Raw genomic sequence first — 17671 nt, 5'->3', positions numbered from 1 at the left:
TAGCAGGTAAAAATTCCGCCATTGTTACGGGTGTGCGTTACTACAAAGGTATGACCGACAGAAAGCAAGGAGATGCTAGTGCCAGCAACCAACCAGATTTCAATTTCCTTAACCCCGATGACCCGGAAGCATTTGATTATGATTTTCCTAGTGTAAACTATTCCTTATTTGCTGAAAACCTGCTCGATCTTACCGATAAATTCAGCATTACTACAGGTATGAGAGTGGAACATATTCGCACAGAGGCTGAAGGCACTTGGAAACTAAACAGGTACGATTTTGCAGGCAACTTGGTTTCTTCTATCGAAAATGAAGATGCTTCTTCTGAAATAAGAACATTCCCATTGTTGGGTGTTGGTATTAGTTATCATATAGATGATGACCTGACAATATATAGTAACGTTTCTCAATATTTTCGCTCAATTACCTTTAGTGATTTAAGAGTTGTAAACCCTAATTTTCAGTTAGATAGTCTCATAACTGATGAAAAAGGCTATAACATTGATTTTGGCGTAAGAGGCTTACTACTCCCTTGGCTCAATGTAGATATTAGTGCATTTCTAATGAGATATAATAAGAGAATTGGCCTCTACGAACTGCCTGGCAGCACCACACTTTTTCGTACTAACATTGGCGACTCTCGACATATAGGGCTGGAGTCGTTTGCAGAAATAGATGTATTACAGCTATTGCAAGAAGCAGGGTCCAAATCACGCTTAAGTGTATTTTTAAACTTAGCGATGACAGATGCCATTTATGTTAAATCAGATATTTCTGCCATCAAAGATAGAAAAGTGGAGTATGTACCAGATGTAATGCTTCGCGCTGGGGTCAACTATCGCTACAAGGGTTTAAAATTAACCTACCAATATTCTTACTTAGGATCACAATATTCTGACGCGACCAATTCAGAGTTCAACCCCAATGCACTCACAGGCATTATCCCAGCTTATCAAGTGATGGATTTATCAGCAGAATATACGTTTAAGAGATATAAAGTCACTGGAGGTATGAACAATTTTTTAGACGAAAAGTACTTTACTCGTAGGGCAGAAAGTTATCCAGGCCCAGGCATCATACCTGCTACTCCGAGAAGTTTTTACTTTTCAGTAGGCATTAATCTCCATAGTGCTGTAAACAAAAAAGACATCCAATAAGATGTCTTTTAATTTTAAATAGTAATCAACAATTAATTACCACCATCATATTCAATTTCTAATATTCTTTCTTCAAACATACCAAGTGCTATTTTATCTTCACCTAGTACATCAAATAGCTCAACCGCTCTTCTGGCCACGTACTCTTCTTCTATCTGCTCCGTAACAAACCAACGCATAAATTCTTCTGTGGCTATATCGTTGTATTTTCTGCAGTCTCCTACAATTTCGTGAATTGAATCAGACACAGCAACTTCCATTTCTAGTGCTTTTTCAAACACTTCTCTTAATGAGCCAAAATCATGCTGTGTTTCGCCAACAATTGGTGAAATGGCATCACATTCCATATCACATAGGTAGTGAAACAATTTCAATTGATGCTTACGTTCTTCTTCTGATTGTTTGAAGAAGAAGTCTGCACTATTATCATAACCTCTCACATCGCACCATGCTGCCATAGCCAGGTAACCTGCTGAAGAATGTGCCTCCATCTTAATCTGGCGATTAATGGCAGCTACAATCTCTTCTTTAAGAATATGGTGTTTTCGCAAAATATCTTTCATAATTAACTACTGTACTTTTTTTATTTAACAAATTCAGAATTCAAAAGTTAAACACATTTCTGCGCAAAATCTTTTGAATAGATGAGTTCAGGGCTAATATATCAAACGTACCGTTTAGAAGCTCTCTAAATTGCAATATCTGATGCAGATTAAGCATCAAAAAACGATCACAGTGCGGTAGATACACAATTTCTAAATCAGGAGCATCTGTCTCTAGTAGGTCCATCAAATTCAAGTTCATAATCTTCTTTTTGAATGAGTACAAATCGCACAATGAAAAGGCAATTTCTTCATTCTCATAAGAGAGAAAAAATGAGTTTGAAAGACTGCATTGCGCAATCGAAGCATTTTTTGTTCTAAATATTTCTTCCTGCATTATTTAAAATGGCATATAACGTTGGACATGAACTACAGTACTTACCCTTCTTCTTCAAGTATTTCTCGCAACACTTCTTCTTCAACTTTTTACGCTTATGCTTTTTTGCTTCAAACTCCCTATAAAGCTTCGAAACCGGTAATTGAATGGAGGTGTTGCTCATTTACTAATCCTTATTTAGAATCTTTCTAAGCACAAATGTACTGACAAAAATCTTATTTAGACTAATTCTAAATGAATTTAGATAAGATTTTTAATCAATCAAATGAACGGACACTATAATGATATTTTTCTGACGAGAATCACTATAAGTAGTGATTGAATTGGATAGTTTAAATTCATTTTAGTTGTATTCGTACTTCGAAGCCAACTGCATTAAAATTCTATAAAAACAAGCACTATTACCCTCATTTATAGTGTATTCATCTCAACCCACTTCGCCATCGTTGGTGTTTTCACCAACGATATGTGCGAACCTATCTATTAAGAACTGTAATGTGTTAGAAAATCATACCGCACATCATCTAAAAGATAAAAGGAGGCCGATGAGTATCTGTAATTCTCAGGCAGTTTAGCTAAACCTTCCTTGACAGGGTTTTGATGAATATAATCCAACTTTTGTTCAAACACTTTAGTAGAATAAAGAGGCACATTCAATGATGCCCTCTTCCAAAACTGATATCTCCTATCTTTTAGTTTTACCTTAAAGTCCTTTAATGTTGAAGCACCTTTGTTTATCAGGTCAAATCGAAATTGCTGAGCAGTAAATTTCAAGAAATCCCTTTGAACATTATTTAGTTGATGAGCCTGCCTAACCTGCCATATAAGATGAATGTGATTATTCATAATTACAAACCCATAAATATAAACTCGATTATTGCTTACTAAGAATGATAAAATATCAATAATAATTGTTTGTAGCTGTCATCTGCCAATAGGTGTTTATGGTCTAATATTGAAGCCTTGAAGAATTGAGCCTGTTCTTCGAGAATTTCCATAAAGTCAATTAGAATCAATATCATAAATCTTGTTGGTGATAACTCCAACAAGGGCGAAATTACTTTCAAATTTTGTTAGTGAATACCTTACCATCGTTGGTGTTTTCACCAACGATTAATTGCAATTCTCACCAGCGATAATTCAAATACCTATTATTTAGAAGCCAACTGCATTAAGATCCCACATAACCAAGCACCATAAGTGCCCAAGGCATAACCCAGCACGGCCAGTAACACTCCAACAGGAGCCAATGAAGGATGAAAAGCCGCAGCTAATACAGGTGCACTGGCTGCCCCACCAATATTGGCTTTACTACCAATAGCTAAAAAGAAATAAGGCGAATGTGACAGTCTGGCCGCTACCACCATTATCAAAACATGAATAGCCATCCAGATTAATCCAACCAAAAAGAATCCGGGGTTGTCAAAAATGGCCAGTACATTCATTTTCATGCCAATGGCTGCCACTAGAATAAAGATGAATACCACACCAATTTTCGATGCGCCAGCACCTTCATAAGTTCTCATTTTGGTGAAGGAAAGGCCTATACCAATAGTAGTGGCTGTTACGATTAACCAGAAGAAGCTGCTATCCAAACTAAACTTTTTAAGCTCTGGTGCATGAGTAGCAATTAAAGGGGCAATCCAATCTGCAAAAACATGTGATAAACCTGCTACCCCAAACCCTACACCTAATATCACCATTAGGTCAGTAGTGGATGGTATTCTGGCAATGCTTAAGCTATACGCTTCCATATTGTTTTGAAGTGTGTGTATCGATGTGTTATCTGCTTTAAAGAAGGTGTTAATCTGATCTCTCCTCCCTATTCCTAAGAGCAAGATGGCCATCCATATTTCGGCAACAATTACATCTACAGTAATACTGATGGAATACAATTCGTCAGAAGGCTGAAACAACTCGTACATGGCTGCCTGATTAGCTCCGCCTCCAATCCAACTTCCTGCTATCGTACTCATACCTCTCCAAACGGCATCCGGTCCGGCACCTCCTACCCATTCGGGGTTTATTCCTGAAACAATCAGAATGGCCAGTGGACCGCCAATAACAACTCCAACAGTGGCTGCGAAAAACATGATCAATGCTTTTGGCCCCAATTTAAAAATCTCTTTTAGGTCTATGCTCAAAGTAAGCAGCACCAAACATGCAGGCAACAAATACCTGGATGCCACGAAATAAAGGTTAGATTCTTCGGCATTAACTACGCCAAATGTGTTTAACAATGAAGGTAAGAAATAGCACAACAAGATAACGGGTATAATCTTATAGAACTTTGTCCAAAAAGGGGTTTTTAAGGATGATGTTTTAAAAATTAAAGCCAACATCATCATTAAAATTCCAAAAATGATGGCATCGTTTGTTATAAGTGCGTTTGCGTGCTCCATAGTGAATTAATTCAATCGACAAACTAATCGATAAATGACAAGAATGACAAATCTTCTATTTTAGCGTAAATGATACCTCAAGAAATTAAACGCTGGCTCACAAACAACTATGGAGAATTAGAGAACTTCTCCCCTGCCTCTGGAGGTTGTATTAATAATGGTGGCACTGCAAGGTTCAGAAACTTAAGCGTTTTTATTAAGTGGAACAGTTCTGCGCTTTACCCCGGAATGTTTGACGCTGAGGCCAAAGGCTTGGATTTACTAAGACAATCAGAACTTGTAGTGCCTCATGTAATGGAAGTCGTACATGTCGACTTATATGATGCGCTAGTCTTACAAAATATAGAATCAGGATCACCCACACCCAAAACCATGGAAGATTTTGGCCGAAAATTGGCCTTGATGCACAGAATTTCACAAAAAAAGTACGGACTAGGCCATAATAACTATATGGGCTCCTTACAACAGTCAAATAATCTAAATGACGATTGGATTGAGTTTTTCATTACGCAAAGACTCGAACCACAACTAGAAATAGCCGCTTCAAAAGGTATGGCTGAATCACAATTTCGAAAGCAATTTGAAAGACTATATAAAATTTTACCTGATATTCTGGTCATAGACCAACCTGCATTAATTCATGGAGACTTATGGAGTGGTAATTATATGATAGATTCAAATGGACATGCAGTTTTAATAGACCCCGCTGTAACGTACGCTCATCGAGAGGTAGACCTTGCTATGACAAAGCTGTTTGGTGGATTTGATGCAAAGTTTTATGCAGGTTATTATGCTGAATATCCAACTGAAAAAGGATTGGATGAACGGTTAGATATTTATAACCTGTACCCTCTGCTCATTCATTTGAATCTTTTCGGAACCAGCTACAAAAGTCAATTAGTATCTATCTTAAAATATTTTAACAAGTAACATTCCCTTCCAACTTAGGGCTTGGATTAGTATGTTTGTGGGATTGGTTAACTCTGACGAAAGCAAAGCTTTATCAGGGTCTAACCTGACCAAAAAATCAAATAAATTTTTCGTCAATGGTTAATTCTAAATCGATTCTATGCTTAAGATAGACATGCACACCCACATCATTCCAGAGAATATGCCTAACTGGACTGATAAGTTTGGGTATGGAGATTTTATCTACTTACAACATCATAAACCCGGTTTTGCCAAAATGATGAAGGGCAATCAGTTTTTTAGGGAAATTGAAGCCAATTGCTGGGATCCGGAATTAAGAATGAAAGAATATGCACAGTTTAATACACAAGTGCAGGTAGTATGTACAATCCCTGTCATGTTTTCCTACTGGGCGCAACCAGATGATTGCCTGGCACTAAGTGAATTCCTAAATGATGATATCGCTCAATTAGTAGAGAAATACCCTAAGAATTACATTGGTTTAGGCACAGTACCTATGCAAGATGCCGATTTAGCCATTCAAGAGTTAGAACGCTGTAAAAAAATTGGGTTAAAAGGCATTCAGATTGGTTCCAACATCAATGATGAAAATTTAAGCGAGGATAAATTCTTTCCTATTTTCGAGGCATGCCAGGAACTGGGTTTGGCGGTGATGGTTCATCCTTGGAACATGATGGGTTTTAAGAATATGACTAAATACTGGTTGCCCTGGTTAGTAGGTATGCCGGCTGAAACATCGCGTGCCGTATGTTCAATGATCTTCTCAGGCATATTTGAACGATTACCCAGTTTAAGAGTAAACTTTGTTCATGCAGGTGGAGCATTTTTACCAACCATCGGAAGAGTTGAGCATGGTTTCAACTGTAGGCCTGACCTTGTTGCCATTGATAATCAAGTGAACCCAAGAGAATATCTATCGAAATTTTGGGTTGATTGCATAACACATGACCCTAAGATGTTACAATATGTATTAGACTTACAAGGTTCTAAAAAAGTGACATTGGGCTCTGATTACCCATTTCCGCTAGGCGATTTGGAAATTGGCAAGTTTATTGAAGAAATGAATTTACCAGAATCAACTGTAGAAGATATTTTTTGTAACTCAACGTTAGAATGGCTAAAGCTCAACAAAGAAGACTACTTATAATCAACGTAAGTATATTATTATCATTTATACTTTCGCCTATTGTTTCAATAAGTCAAACACAAGAAGAAAAAATACGTGAAGCCGAACTCCAGGCAGAGCAAATGCAAAAGGTGAAAATCACCAGACTTTTAGATGAAGGTGTAGATTTAATGAATGATGAACAATATGAACAGGCTAATGAAAAGTTCAAAGAAGTACTTGCCACTGCCAGGGTGATTCCTACAGACCTGACCTTTTTCTTTGGCAAAAACTCCTTTCATTTAGGAAAATATGAACAAAGTATCGACTGGTTGAACAAATACATTGAATTGAAAGGTACAACAGGTCAGCACTATCAGGAATGTGTTGAACTATTAGATCAATCAAACAAGGCCTTTTTAATTGTAAAAGAACAAGAACGAAAAGAAGCTAAACAAATACTTGCCTCCAATTATCAGATTGACTGCGGCCCAAGCGGAAAGGTAGTATGCCCGGTTTGCTCAGGCAACGGTGTTATCATTCAACGTGGGGCATTTGGTGATATTTACAAGACTTGTCCTTATAGCGATGAACACGGTTACCTCACTTGTGATGAATACAACCTACTATTACGAGGTGAACTGAAACCCAAATTTTAGTTACCTTTGCCTGAAATAAAATCATTCATGCAAAATGATCTTACACAACAGAGGAAACAAAGATGTACTCAAGGAGCAGCTCCAAAATAGTACAGAAAAAAGAATCACCATTTCGTTTTACAAATACGTAAAACTAGAAAATCCCCAAGAGTATAGAGACCAGTTATATGCCGACTTCTTTAAGTTGGGCGTGTACGGAAGAATATATGTAGCTCACGAAGGCATCAATGCTCAAATAAGCGTGCCTGATGCTAATTTTGATGCATTTGAAGAGTATATAGACAATAGCCCTGAATTAAGTGGGGAAAGACTAAATATTGCTGTTGATGATAATGGCAAATCTTTCTTCAAGCTCAAAATTCAGGTAAGGCATAAAATAGTTGCTGACGGGCTAAATGATGAAACATTTGATGTTACTAACAGAGGGGTTCATTTAAAAGCTGAAGAGTTCAATAAGTTAGCAAGTGACCCTAACACTGTAATTGTAGATATGCGCAACCACTATGAAAGTGAGGTTGGTCATTTCGAAAATGCCATTACACCTGATGTAGATACCTTTAAACAATCATTGCCTATTATAGAGGAAATGTTGAGCGATAAAAAGGACAAAAACCTTCTTATGTATTGTACTGGGGGTATCCGTTGCGAGAAAGCCAGCGCCTATTATAAGCACAGGGGATTTAAAAACGTTTTTCAACTAGAAGGCGGAATTATCGAATATGCCCGTCAGGTAAAATCCCAGGGGCTTGAGAATAAATTCAAAGGCAAAAATTTTGTGTTTGATGAGCGTTTAGGAGAAAGAATATCGGACGATGTGATCGCTGTTTGCCATCAATGTGGAGAAACAGCCGATACACACACCAACTGTAAAAATGATGGTTGTCACCTCTTATTCATCCAATGTGAAAAATGTGCGGAAGCATATGAAGGATGTTGTTCAAAAGAGTGTCAGGATGTCATTCATCTTTCAGAAGAAGAGCAGGCACAAATCAGAAAGGGAATAAACAAAGGCCGTCAGGTGTTCAAAAAAGGCCGATCTGAAAAACTAGCTTTCAAAAAATAATGAAGGCAAGAATAGGAATCATCAACGTATCTGATCGGGCCAGCCAGGGGGTATATGAAGACATACCCGGAAAAGCCATCGTAGAGACACTGACAGAATACCTAATATCTGAATGGGAAAGTGAATATCAGGTGTTACCAGATGAGCAGCACCTTTTGGAAGACGCGTTAAAATTCATGGCTGATGAACGTGACTGCTGCCTGATTATCACCTCAGGTGGTACAGGACCTGCTCCAAGAGATGTAACCCCAGAAGCAACAGAGACTGTTTGCCAGAAAATGATGCCTGGTTTTGGAGAACTAATGCGGCAAGAAAGCTTAAAGTTTGTTCCTACAGCCATATTATCCAGGCAAACAGCAGGAATCAGGAATAAAACACTTATCTTGAATTTACCGGGCAAACCAAAAGCCATAAGAGAATGTTTAGATGCTGTATTCCCAGCTGTGCCCTATTGTATAGATTTAATTGGTGGCCCTTATTTGGAATGTAACCCAGACGTTGTTAAAGCGTTTAGGCCTAAGAATAATTAGTGTGTAATGGCAAGAATAAAGTATTATTATGATACGGAAACCTGTAAATACGAGCGGGTTAAAGTTAAAACCCAGGATGTTGTGTTTAACTTCCTCGGCTTGGCATCACTAATTATTGGCTGTGCTGTTGGTTTACTTCTACTATACAACACTTATTTTGAGTCACCCAAAGAATTACGATTAAAAAATGAATTAACTGAGTTAAAAGATTACTATCATAATTTAGAGAATGATGTTTCTAAGATGAATGAAATTCTTGCCGCCCTCGAAAAACGCGATGATGATATTTATAGAATTGTACTTGGCGCAGACCCGATTGATGAAGAAATAAGAAATGCAGGCATTGGTGGTGCAGACCGTTATGAAAACATACGATCTTCCTCCTCTGAGTTTAAAGATGAGATTGTTAAGCTTTCTGAAAGTGTAGATAAGCTCAAACGAAAAATGTATATCCAAAGTAAATCGCATGACGAGATTGTAGAGTTGGCAGAAAACAAAGAGAAACTCTATGCAGCCATACCTGCAATTCAACCCATTGCCAATAAAGAATTAATTAGGCTGGCCTCGGGGTTTGGTTATCGCATTCATCCGGTATATAAAGTTAAAAAACTGCATACGGGCATCGACTTTTCTGCACCTATTGGTACACCAATTTATGCAACAGCTGATGGTGTTGTAGAAAAAACCAATGTTTCTTTCAGCGGATATGGTAAAACTATTCGTATAGATCATGGATATGGTTACAAAACCCGTTACGCACATATGCACGAATTTGCTGTAAAAACAGGTGATAAGGTAAAGCGAGGGCAAGTTATAGGTTATGTTGGAAATACGGGGACTTCAACCGCTCCACACTTGCATTATGAGGTAATAAGAAAAGATCGAAAAATCAACCCGGTACACTATTTCTTCAACGACCTAAACCCGGATGAATACGAAAAAATCGTTGAACTTGCTTCTATCGAGAACCAGTCTTTAGGAATGTAAACCGTCTATCTGATAATTATATCCCCCAAATTAAGGGATGGCCTTTCATCATATCATTGTCGAACTTTACCTTTCTTTCATTGCATTAAATTCAATGAATCATTTTATTTGTCGCTTTTTAAAATCAGAATCATGAAAATTACACCATTAGTGCTTTTAGTAGCGTTAGTTTTTAATTCTTTCAGTCTCAGTTTGGCCAATGGGCAAGGTGAGAAAGATGAAAAAGTAACATCTTACAAGAAGGAAATTAAAAAGATTTATGCGAACTACGAATCATATCACTTCCCTACATTAGATGAAACTTATAAAGATTTTATTGAAGCTATCGAAATCTATAATGAAGATACCAGCGAGGCCAATTTTATTGAAGTTGAGCATTTAGCTGACAAGATTAAGTTTTTTCATAAGTTAAAAGAAGAAGAAAAATGGCACGATGAAGCCATTAGTAATCGTTATTTTGATCTTTCTGCCGAAGTATTTCAGTATAAAAGAAGAGTGGACAATTTGTTTATTGTAGAGAGAGGCTCAGGTTCATTTTATGGGGGAATGGAAAACCATACGAATAGCGTTATACAAAAGAAAAGGTTGTATGAAGCAGGGATGTTAGCCTACGAAGAAAATTTAAAAGAGGTAAAACATACTAACCATTGTGACTATGCTCAAAGAATAGATTACCTTACTGAAAACAAACAATTACTGGTAAAAATGGAGACTATATTGGCTGCAGATGATACCAGAGAATTCGAAAAATCATTAAAGAATATAGAGGATACTGAAAAAATAAAAGAATTAATTTTTAATTATCAGATAGATTAATTCATATTTGCAATACAAATGCAATTATTCAGCGCATCATATAACCATCATCACCATCATCTGTTACATCATCGGATGCATGGGAGTTATATGTTTTAACTAGAATAAAAAATCTAATCATAAACAAAAGGCTTGTCATGCGACAAGCCTTTTTTATTTCTAAAATTTCAAATTAAAATGTCTCAAAAAATCAGAATAGCGGTTCAAAAATCAGGAAGACTTCAGGAGCAGTCAGTAAAACTACTCAAGGAGTGCGGTATTTCATTCGGTAATGGATCTAGTAAATTAAAAGCAGAAGCTGACAATTTTCCAGCTGAAATATTATTTCTTAGAGATGATGATATCCCACAGTACATCGAAGATAACGTGGCTGATATTGGTATAATAGGTGAAAATGTTTTTATCGAAAAGCAAAAGCAAAATGAGTTGGTTTTACGGCTAGGATTTGCGAAATGCCGTTTATCCATAGCTGTTCCCAAGTCGGAAGAATATAAATCTTCAGACTGGCTGAAGGGTAAAAAAATAGCCACCTCCTATCCTATTATAGTAAAAAATTATCTGGATCAGAAAAACATAACAGCTGAAATACACGAAATCAGTGGTTCGGTAGAAATAGCACCTAGTATAGGTTTGGCTGATGCCGTATGTGACATTGTGAGCACCGGAAGCACGTTATTAACCAATGGCTTGAAGGAAGTAGATACTGTTTTAAAATCTGAGGCAGTAATAATTGCAAGCAATAATCTTAACTCAGAAAAGTATGCTCTTTTACAGGAATTAGTTTTTCGTATTAATGCAGTGAATGAAGCTAAGTCAAACAAATATTTACTCCTAAATGCACCTAATAGCTCAATTGAAGCAATTACCGAAGTATTGCCAGGCATGAAGAGTCCTACCGTTATGCCTTTAAAAGAAGAAGGATGGAGTTCCTTGCACAGCGTTGTAAATGAAAATGATTTTTGGAATCAAATATCCAAACTTAAAGAACTTGGAGCTCAAGGAATATTGGTAATACCTATCGAAAAAATGATTTTATAATATGGAAATATTAAGAAAGATAAAGCCTGAAAACATAGAAGATCAGCTCAAAAGACCGGAGTTGGATATAGATTACCTAACTGGTTCTGTTCGAAATATTCTGCAGCGAGTTAAAACTTCTGGTGATGCTGCTCTACAAGAATTAACGGAACAATTTGATAAAATTAAATTAAAACACCTTATAGTAGATAATAATGAAATTGAGTTAGCTGGTGAAAAAATATCTGAAGAGCTAAAGGCCGCAATACTTCAGGCAAAGGCCAACATCGAAAAATTTCACTCTGCACAAAAAAGGACTCCATTGTCAATAGAAACCATGCCTGGAGTAACATGTATGAGAAAGTCTGTACCTATTGAAAAGGTTGGTTTATATATTCCTGGAGGTACGGCTCCACTTTTTTCAACTGTGCTAATGCTAGGCATACCAGCACAAATTGCCGGCTGCAAGGAAGTAGTAGTATGCACACCTCCAGACAAAAACGGGAATATTCATCCTGCTATTTTGTACACGGCATCAATTGTAGGTATTAGCACTATTATAAAAATTGGCGGAGCACAAGCGGTAGCAGCCATGGCATATGGTACTGAGTCAGTGCCCAAAGTCAATAAAATTTTTGGGCCAGGAAACCAATATGTTACGAAAGCCAAACAATTGGTGAATATGGAAGGTACCGCCATAGATATGCCCGCTGGCCCTTCAGAAGTTGTAGTAATAGCCGATAATACTGCTGATCCCGCCTTTGTTGCCGCAGATTTACTTTCTCAAGCTGAACATGGCGAAGATAGTCAGGTAGTACTATTTAGCGATTCTGAGGAATTAGTTATGAAAGTTTTAAACGAAATTGAAATTCAATTAAATGACTTGCCACGAGCAGATGTAGCAAAAAAATGTCTAGCTCAAAGTAAAGCAGTGATTGCTGAAACTCTGGATGAATGCATGGCGCTTTCTAATACGTATGCCCCGGAACATCTTATAATTAATTGTACTAATGCAGAAATTATAGCAGATAAGGTAACGCAGGCTGGTTCAGTATTTATTGGGGCATATACTCCTGAGTCAGCAGGTGATTATGCATCAGGAACTAATCATACGTTGCCTACAAATGGAGCCGCTCAAGCATACAGCGGAGTTTCACTTGATTCCTTCATGAAGGAAATCACATTTCAAAAAATTAGTAAAAAGGGAATTTCTGTTCTTGGCCCTATCGTTGAAACAATGGCTGAGGCAGAGGGGCTTGGAGCTCATAAAAATGCTGTGTCTATCAGGTTAAAAAGTATAAGGAAATGAATTTAGAGCAACTAGTGCGTCCGAACATTCGAGCGATGAAAGCTTACTCTTCAGCAAGGGATGAGTACAAACCTACTGATGAAGTAACACTTTTAGACGCTAATGAAAACCCTTATACTACTGATTACAACAGATATCCGGACCCATACCAAAACTTGCTAAAGTACAAGATTGGAAAGCTTAAAAAAGTAGGCAATGAATCCATTTTTTTGGGTAATGGAAGTGATGAAGCAATCGACCTAATTATGAGAATATTTTGTGAGCCCATAATCGATAACATCATAATTCCAGATCCTACTTATGGTATGTATGAAGTAGCTGCAGCCATTCAAAATGTAACAGTAAAAAGAGTGCCGCTCAGTGAGAATTTCGCACTGAATATAGATGATTTTTTGGCAACGATCGACAGCAGAACCAAGATTATTTTTGTATGTAATCCCAACAACCCAACTGGTAATTTATTCGATTCTAATAGCCTTCAAAAATTAATAAATAGTTTTCAAGGCATAGTAGTTATTGATGAGGCATATATCGATTTTGCTAATTCAGATTCCTTCATTAACAGGATCGATGAATTCAAAAATTTAATTGTTCTTCAAACCTTTTCCAAAGCTTGGGGGCTTGCTGGAATTCGATTGGGAATGGCATTTTCTAACCCAGAGATAATTCAACTATTTAATAAAGTTAAAGCTCCTTACAACCTTTCTTCTGTTACACAAAGTTTAGTGAGTAACCTCATTGATAACAACAAAGATCGAGTATCAACTGAAATTGAACAATTGATCAAGGACAGGCAAATAATGATTCTAGAACTGGAAAAACTACACATTATAGACAAAATCTATCAGTCAGAAACCAACTTTATACTGGTGAAATTTAAAGATCATCAAAAAGTATATAATCAATTAAAAATCAATAAGTTAATTGTTCGTGACAGATCTAGTGCTTTAAACTGTAATGGCTGTTTGCGCATTACAATTGGTACGCCATCTGAGAATAAAAAAGTATTAAAAGTATTAGAATCATTATGAAAAAAGTATTATTTATCGATCGTGATGGAACCCTTATTTTAGAGCCTGAAGATGAACAAATTGATAGTCTGGAGAAACTGGAGTTTTATCCCGGGGTATTTAAGTGGCTTGGAATGATTGCCAATGAACTTGACTATGAACTGGTAATAGTTACCAATCAGGATGGCCTCGGAACAGCATCATTTCCGGAAGAAACTTTCTGGCCTGCACAAAACAAAATGCTAAAGGCTTTTGAAAATGAAGGAATAACATTCGATGAAATTCTGATTGACAAATCATTCCCATCGGATAACGCCCCCACCCGAAAACCCAAAACCGGACTACTGGAAATGTACCTTGATAGCAATTATGATCTGGCTAATTCTTATGTTATCGGAGACAGGATCACTGATATAGAACTGGCGAAAAATTTAGGTGCAAAAGGTATTTTAATTGGAGATCCAAACACTCCACTAGGAGACCTTGAAAAAAGTTGCTCTCTAGTGACTACTAACTGGCAAAATATCTACCAATTACTCACCCAGAGAAAAGCAAAAGTAATCCGTAAAACCAATGAGACGAATATAGAAATATCACTGAATTTGGATGGTAATGGTCAAAGCAAAATCAGTACCGGTATCGCATTTTTTGATCACATGCTCGAGCAGATCTCAAAACATGGAAATCTTGATATAGTTATAATTGTAAAAGGTGATTTAGAAGTAGATGAACACCACACAATTGAAGACACGGCCATTGCATTAGGCGAAGCTTTTCTCAATGCTCTAGGCAATAAGAAAGGCATAAGCAGATATGGTTTCCTATTACCTATGGATGACTGCCTGGCGCAAGTAGCCATTGACTTTGGCGGAAGAAACTGGATAGAATGGGATGCAGATTTCAAACGGGAAATGATCGGCAAAATGCCAACTGAAATGTTCTTTCACTTCTTTAAATCTTTTTCAGATTCAGCTAAATGCAATCTGAATATTAAAGCCGAAGGCACTAATGAGCATCATAAAATTGAAGCCATTTTTAAAGGCTTTGCAAGAGCGATTAGAATGGCAGTTAAGCGTGAGGCCGGAAATAATGAACTACCATCTACTAAAGGAGTATTATAGATGAAAGTTGCAATAGTTAAGTATAACGCAGGCAATACACAATCAGTCATATTTGCTTTAAACAGACTGGGCATTGACCCTATTCTTACAGACGACTTTGATGAGCTAAAATCAGCGGATAAAGTGATATTTCCGGGTGTTGGAGAAGCTGGAAGCACAATGAAGCATCTGAAATTAAAAAAACTTGATAGGCTTATTTATGGCCTCAAGCAACCTGTACTTGGTATATGTCTTGGCATGCAACTCATGTGTAAGCATTCTGAAGAAGGTGATACAGAGTGTATAGGAGTCTTTAATACAGAAGTTAAAAGGTTTCAATCAGAATCGTTGAGTATACCACACATGGGCTGGAATGAGCTAGAGGTTAAGAAACATGCGTTAAATAAGAATTTGGGCGATAACCATATGTATTTTGTTCATAGCTACTATGTGCCAGTAATGCCTGAAACCATTGCCACGACAAACTATGCACAAGAATTCTCTGCCTCATTGCATAAAGACAATTTCTATGCGGTTCAGTTTCACCCAGAGAAATCCAGTAAACAAGGCTTACAAATGATTAAAAACTTTATTGAAATATGAGAATAATACCTGCTATCGATATTATAGATGGTAAATGCGTTCGGTTAGAACAGGGGGATTATAATGCTAAAACCGTTTACAACTCAAATCCGGTAGATGTGGCCAAGACCTTTGAAGATAATGGTATAAAATATTTACATCTCGTTGATTTGGACGGAGCTAAATCCGGAAAAATAGTGAACCACAAGGTATTAGAATCTATTGCAAAAGCCACAAATTTAACAATTGACTTTGGTGGTGGCATTAAATCTGATCTGGATATTGCATGTGCTTTTGATTCGGGGGCTTCGCAGGTTACTTGCGGGAGTATTGCCATAAAACAACAAGCGAAGGTACTTGAATGGATTGAGAAATATGGTAGCGGAAAACTTATACTTGGTGCCGATGTCAAAAATAAAATGATCGCAGTGAGCGGTTGGACAGAAACCACCTCGGTAACCATTGAAAGCCTAATAAATAGCTTCATACCTAATGGTCTGACAACAGTAATTTGCACAGACATTAGCACAGACGGTATGCTACAAGGGCCAAACGTAGCACTCTATAACGAATTAATGGGGTCGTTCCCAGCATTAAATTTGATCGCCAGTGGAGGAGTCAGCTGTATTGAAGATGTACAGAAACTAAAGGAAAACGGTTTGTTTGGCGTTATCATTGGTAAAGCCATTTATGAACACAAAATCTCATTAGCAGAACTTAGTAATTATGCTTAAGAAGAGAATTATACCCTGCCTTGATATTAAAAATGGTAGAACCGTAAAAGGGGTAAATTTTGTTAATATCCGCGATGCCGGTGATCCGGTTGAGCTGGCCAAAAGCTATGCTGAAGTAGGAGCTGATGAACTCGTTTTTCTAGACATAACTGCAACAAATGAAGGCCGCAAGACTTTTGTTGAACTTGTTAAGCAAATTGCTCAAAATATTGATATACCCTTCACTGTAGGTGGCGGGATATCAACTGTGGAAGATGTTGCACCACTACTACAAAATGGAGCAGATAAAGTGACTGTTAACTCTTCTGCTGTTAAAAGACCCGACCTAATCAAAGAATTGGTAGCAGCTTATGGCACGCAATGTATAACAGTGGCAATTGATGCTAAAAATATTGACGGGCAATGGTTTGTTCATACTCATGGAGGAAGTAAACCCACTGATAAATTATTATTTTATTGGGCTTGTGAGGTAGAACAAAGAGGAGCTGGCGAAATATTATTTACCAGCATGGATCATGACGGCACAAAAAATGGGTTTGCAATCAGCACGCTTAAGCAATTAAGCAACAAAGTTAAAATACCTATAATAGCTTCTGGTGGGGCAGGAACGATGCATCATTTTAAAGAAGTATTTAAGGAAACAACTATTGATGCGGCTTTGGCAGCCAGTATTTTTCACTTTGGCGAAATAGCCATTCCCGATTTAAAAAGTTATCTAAAAAAAGAAAATATAGCCATACGATGATACAACCAGATTTTTCAAAAGGACTAATACCTGTTATTATTCAAGATTATTTCACCAATAATGTTTTAATGCTTGGGTACATGAATCAGGAAGCTTTTGAACGAACAGAAAAAGAAAAAAGAGTAACCTTCTTTAGCAGATCAAAAAACAGGTTATGGACAAAAGGTGAAACTTCTGGCAATCATTTACATGTGAAATCTATAAGTATAGATTGCGATAACGACACACTATTGATCAAAGCAGAACCACTAGGCCCCACCTGCCATAATGGAACTGATACCTGTTTTGGCACTTTTGAAAACAAATCAACTGACCTGGGCTTTCTTCAAAACACGATTACCGACCGCAAAGAAAACCCCAAAGAAGGATCATACACTAATGAATTACTGAATAATCTTAACAAAGCTGCACAAAAGGTAGGTGAAGAGGCTGTAGAGTTAGTTATTGAAGCGAAGGACAACAATGAAGAACTTTTTCTGAATGAGGCGGCTGATCTAATGTACCATTACCTAGTTCTACTTACAGCAAAAGGCCACAACTTAAATGATGTTATCCGGGTACTAAAAAAACGCCACAGCTAGCCGGG

21 protein-coding genes are annotated in these 17671 nt (G+C 37.2%); 16 read left to right on the top strand and 5 right to left on the bottom strand.

Going from position 1 to position 17671, the window contains the following annotated elements; genetic code table 11:
- Window positions 1-1157 (top strand): TonB-dependent receptor family protein (locus RLO81_RS18925; RefSeq protein WP_350115509.1); only part of this gene is annotated, 1157 nt, incomplete at its 5' end.
- A 32-nt stretch (window positions 1158-1189) separates the two neighbouring features.
- On the opposite strand, the gene RLO81_RS18920 is transcribed toward RLO81_RS18925, so the two are convergent.
- The 5 genes from RLO81_RS18920 to RLO81_RS18900 form a co-directional block, all read right to left on the bottom strand.
- Window positions 1190-1720: a ferritin gene (locus RLO81_RS18920; RefSeq protein ID WP_350115506.1), complete on the bottom strand. Its 531-nt coding sequence runs from the start codon at window positions 1718-1720 to the stop codon at window positions 1190-1192.
- Between the two features lie 40 nt (window positions 1721-1760).
- Window positions 1761-2096, bottom strand: a complete 336-nt coding sequence (locus RLO81_RS18915; protein ID WP_350115503.1) for a hypothetical protein — start codon at window positions 2094-2096, stop codon at window positions 1761-1763.
- Entirely contained in the window at window positions 2077-2259 is a 183-nt protein-coding gene (locus RLO81_RS18910; RefSeq protein WP_350115500.1) for a hypothetical protein, read from the bottom strand. The genes RLO81_RS18915 and RLO81_RS18910 overlap by 20 nt, the downstream gene beginning before the upstream one ends.
- A gap of 320 nt (window positions 2260-2579) precedes the next feature.
- Window positions 2580-2942 (bottom strand): transposase, encoded by a 363-nt coding sequence (locus RLO81_RS18905; protein ID WP_350115497.1) that lies wholly within the window; start codon window positions 2940-2942, stop codon window positions 2580-2582.
- Window positions 2943-3247: 305 nt separating this feature from the next.
- Window positions 3248-4498 (bottom strand): DUF819 family protein, encoded by a 1251-nt coding sequence (locus tag RLO81_RS18900; RefSeq protein ID WP_350115494.1) that lies wholly within the window; start codon window positions 4496-4498, stop codon window positions 3248-3250.
- Between the two features lie 69 nt (window positions 4499-4567).
- On the opposite strand from RLO81_RS18900, the gene RLO81_RS18895 reads away from it, so the two are divergent.
- The 15 genes from RLO81_RS18895 to hisIE all read left to right on the top strand — a co-directional run bounded on the left by RLO81_RS18895 (window position 4568) and on the right by hisIE (window position 17666).
- On the top strand, window positions 4568-5428 hold the full coding sequence (locus tag RLO81_RS18895; RefSeq protein WP_350115491.1) for a fructosamine kinase family protein: 861 nt from the start codon (window positions 4568-4570) through the stop codon (window positions 5426-5428).
- A gap of 139 nt (window positions 5429-5567) precedes the next feature.
- Complete coding sequence (locus RLO81_RS18890) at window positions 5568-6575, top strand: amidohydrolase family protein (RefSeq protein WP_350115488.1); 1008 nt, start codon at window positions 5568-5570, stop codon at window positions 6573-6575.
- Window positions 6542-7192 (top strand): hypothetical protein, encoded by a 651-nt coding sequence (locus RLO81_RS18885; protein WP_350115485.1) that lies wholly within the window; start codon window positions 6542-6544, stop codon window positions 7190-7192. The genes RLO81_RS18890 and RLO81_RS18885 overlap by 34 nt, the downstream gene beginning before the upstream one ends.
- A 34-nt stretch (window positions 7193-7226) precedes the next feature.
- Window positions 7227-8255: an oxygen-dependent tRNA uridine(34) hydroxylase TrhO gene (gene trhO / locus RLO81_RS18880; protein WP_350115482.1), complete on the top strand. Its 1029-nt coding sequence runs from the start codon at window positions 7227-7229 to the stop codon at window positions 8253-8255.
- Window positions 8255-8785, top strand: a complete 531-nt coding sequence (gene mog / locus RLO81_RS18875; protein ID WP_350115479.1) for a molybdopterin adenylyltransferase — start codon at window positions 8255-8257, stop codon at window positions 8783-8785. The genes trhO and mog overlap by 1 nt, the downstream gene beginning before the upstream one ends.
- Before the next feature lie 6 nt (window positions 8786-8791).
- Window positions 8792-9772 carry a peptidoglycan DD-metalloendopeptidase family protein gene (locus RLO81_RS18870; protein WP_350115476.1) on the top strand — a complete coding sequence of 327 codons (981 nt, stop codon included), beginning with the start codon at window positions 8792-8794 and terminating at the stop codon, window positions 9770-9772.
- Between the two features lie 132 nt (window positions 9773-9904).
- Window positions 9905-10588: a hypothetical protein gene (locus RLO81_RS18865; RefSeq protein ID WP_350115473.1), complete on the top strand. Its 684-nt coding sequence runs from the start codon at window positions 9905-9907 to the stop codon at window positions 10586-10588.
- Window positions 10589-10765: 177 nt separating this feature from the next.
- On the top strand, window positions 10766-11626 hold the full coding sequence (gene hisG / locus RLO81_RS18860) for an ATP phosphoribosyltransferase (protein ID WP_350115470.1): 861 nt from the start codon (window positions 10766-10768) through the stop codon (window positions 11624-11626).
- A 1-nt stretch (window position 11627) separates the two neighbouring features.
- Window positions 11628-12914 carry a histidinol dehydrogenase gene (hisD, locus tag RLO81_RS18855; RefSeq protein ID WP_350115467.1) on the top strand — a complete coding sequence of 429 codons (1287 nt, stop codon included), beginning with the start codon at window positions 11628-11630 and terminating at the stop codon, window positions 12912-12914.
- Window positions 12911-13945 carry a histidinol-phosphate transaminase gene (hisC, locus tag RLO81_RS18850; RefSeq protein WP_350115464.1) on the top strand — a complete coding sequence of 345 codons (1035 nt, stop codon included), beginning with the start codon at window positions 12911-12913 and terminating at the stop codon, window positions 13943-13945. The genes hisD and hisC overlap by 4 nt, the downstream gene beginning before the upstream one ends.
- On the top strand, window positions 13942-15045 hold the full coding sequence (gene hisB, locus RLO81_RS18845; protein ID WP_350115461.1) for a bifunctional histidinol-phosphatase/imidazoleglycerol-phosphate dehydratase HisB: 1104 nt from the start codon (window positions 13942-13944) through the stop codon (window positions 15043-15045). Before hisC ends, hisB begins: the two co-directional genes overlap by 4 nt.
- Complete coding sequence (hisH, locus tag RLO81_RS18840; RefSeq protein ID WP_350115459.1) at window positions 15046-15627, top strand: imidazole glycerol phosphate synthase subunit HisH; 582 nt, start codon at window positions 15046-15048, stop codon at window positions 15625-15627. It begins immediately after the preceding gene.
- Complete coding sequence (gene hisA / locus RLO81_RS18835) at window positions 15624-16340, top strand: 1-(5-phosphoribosyl)-5-[(5-phosphoribosylamino)methylideneamino]imidazole-4-carboxamide isomerase (protein ID WP_350115456.1); 717 nt, start codon at window positions 15624-15626, stop codon at window positions 16338-16340. Before hisH ends, hisA begins: the two co-directional genes overlap by 4 nt.
- Entirely contained in the window at window positions 16333-17085 is a 753-nt protein-coding gene (gene hisF, locus RLO81_RS18830) for an imidazole glycerol phosphate synthase subunit HisF (RefSeq protein ID WP_350115453.1), read from the top strand. Before hisA ends, hisF begins: the two co-directional genes overlap by 8 nt.
- Window positions 17082-17666: a bifunctional phosphoribosyl-AMP cyclohydrolase/phosphoribosyl-ATP diphosphatase HisIE gene (gene hisIE, locus RLO81_RS18825; protein ID WP_350115450.1), complete on the top strand. Its 585-nt coding sequence runs from the start codon at window positions 17082-17084 to the stop codon at window positions 17664-17666. Before hisF ends, hisIE begins: the two co-directional genes overlap by 4 nt.
- Window positions 17667-17671: the final 5 nt, after the last annotated feature.

The sequence above is a fragment of the Fulvivirga sp. genome (assembly GCF_040220315.1).
Lineage (GTDB): Bacteria > Bacteroidota > Bacteroidia > Cytophagales > Cyclobacteriaceae > Fulvivirga.
The sequence above is the reverse complement of the archived record's forward strand: the minus strand, read 5'-3'. Positions and strand labels throughout refer to the sequence as shown.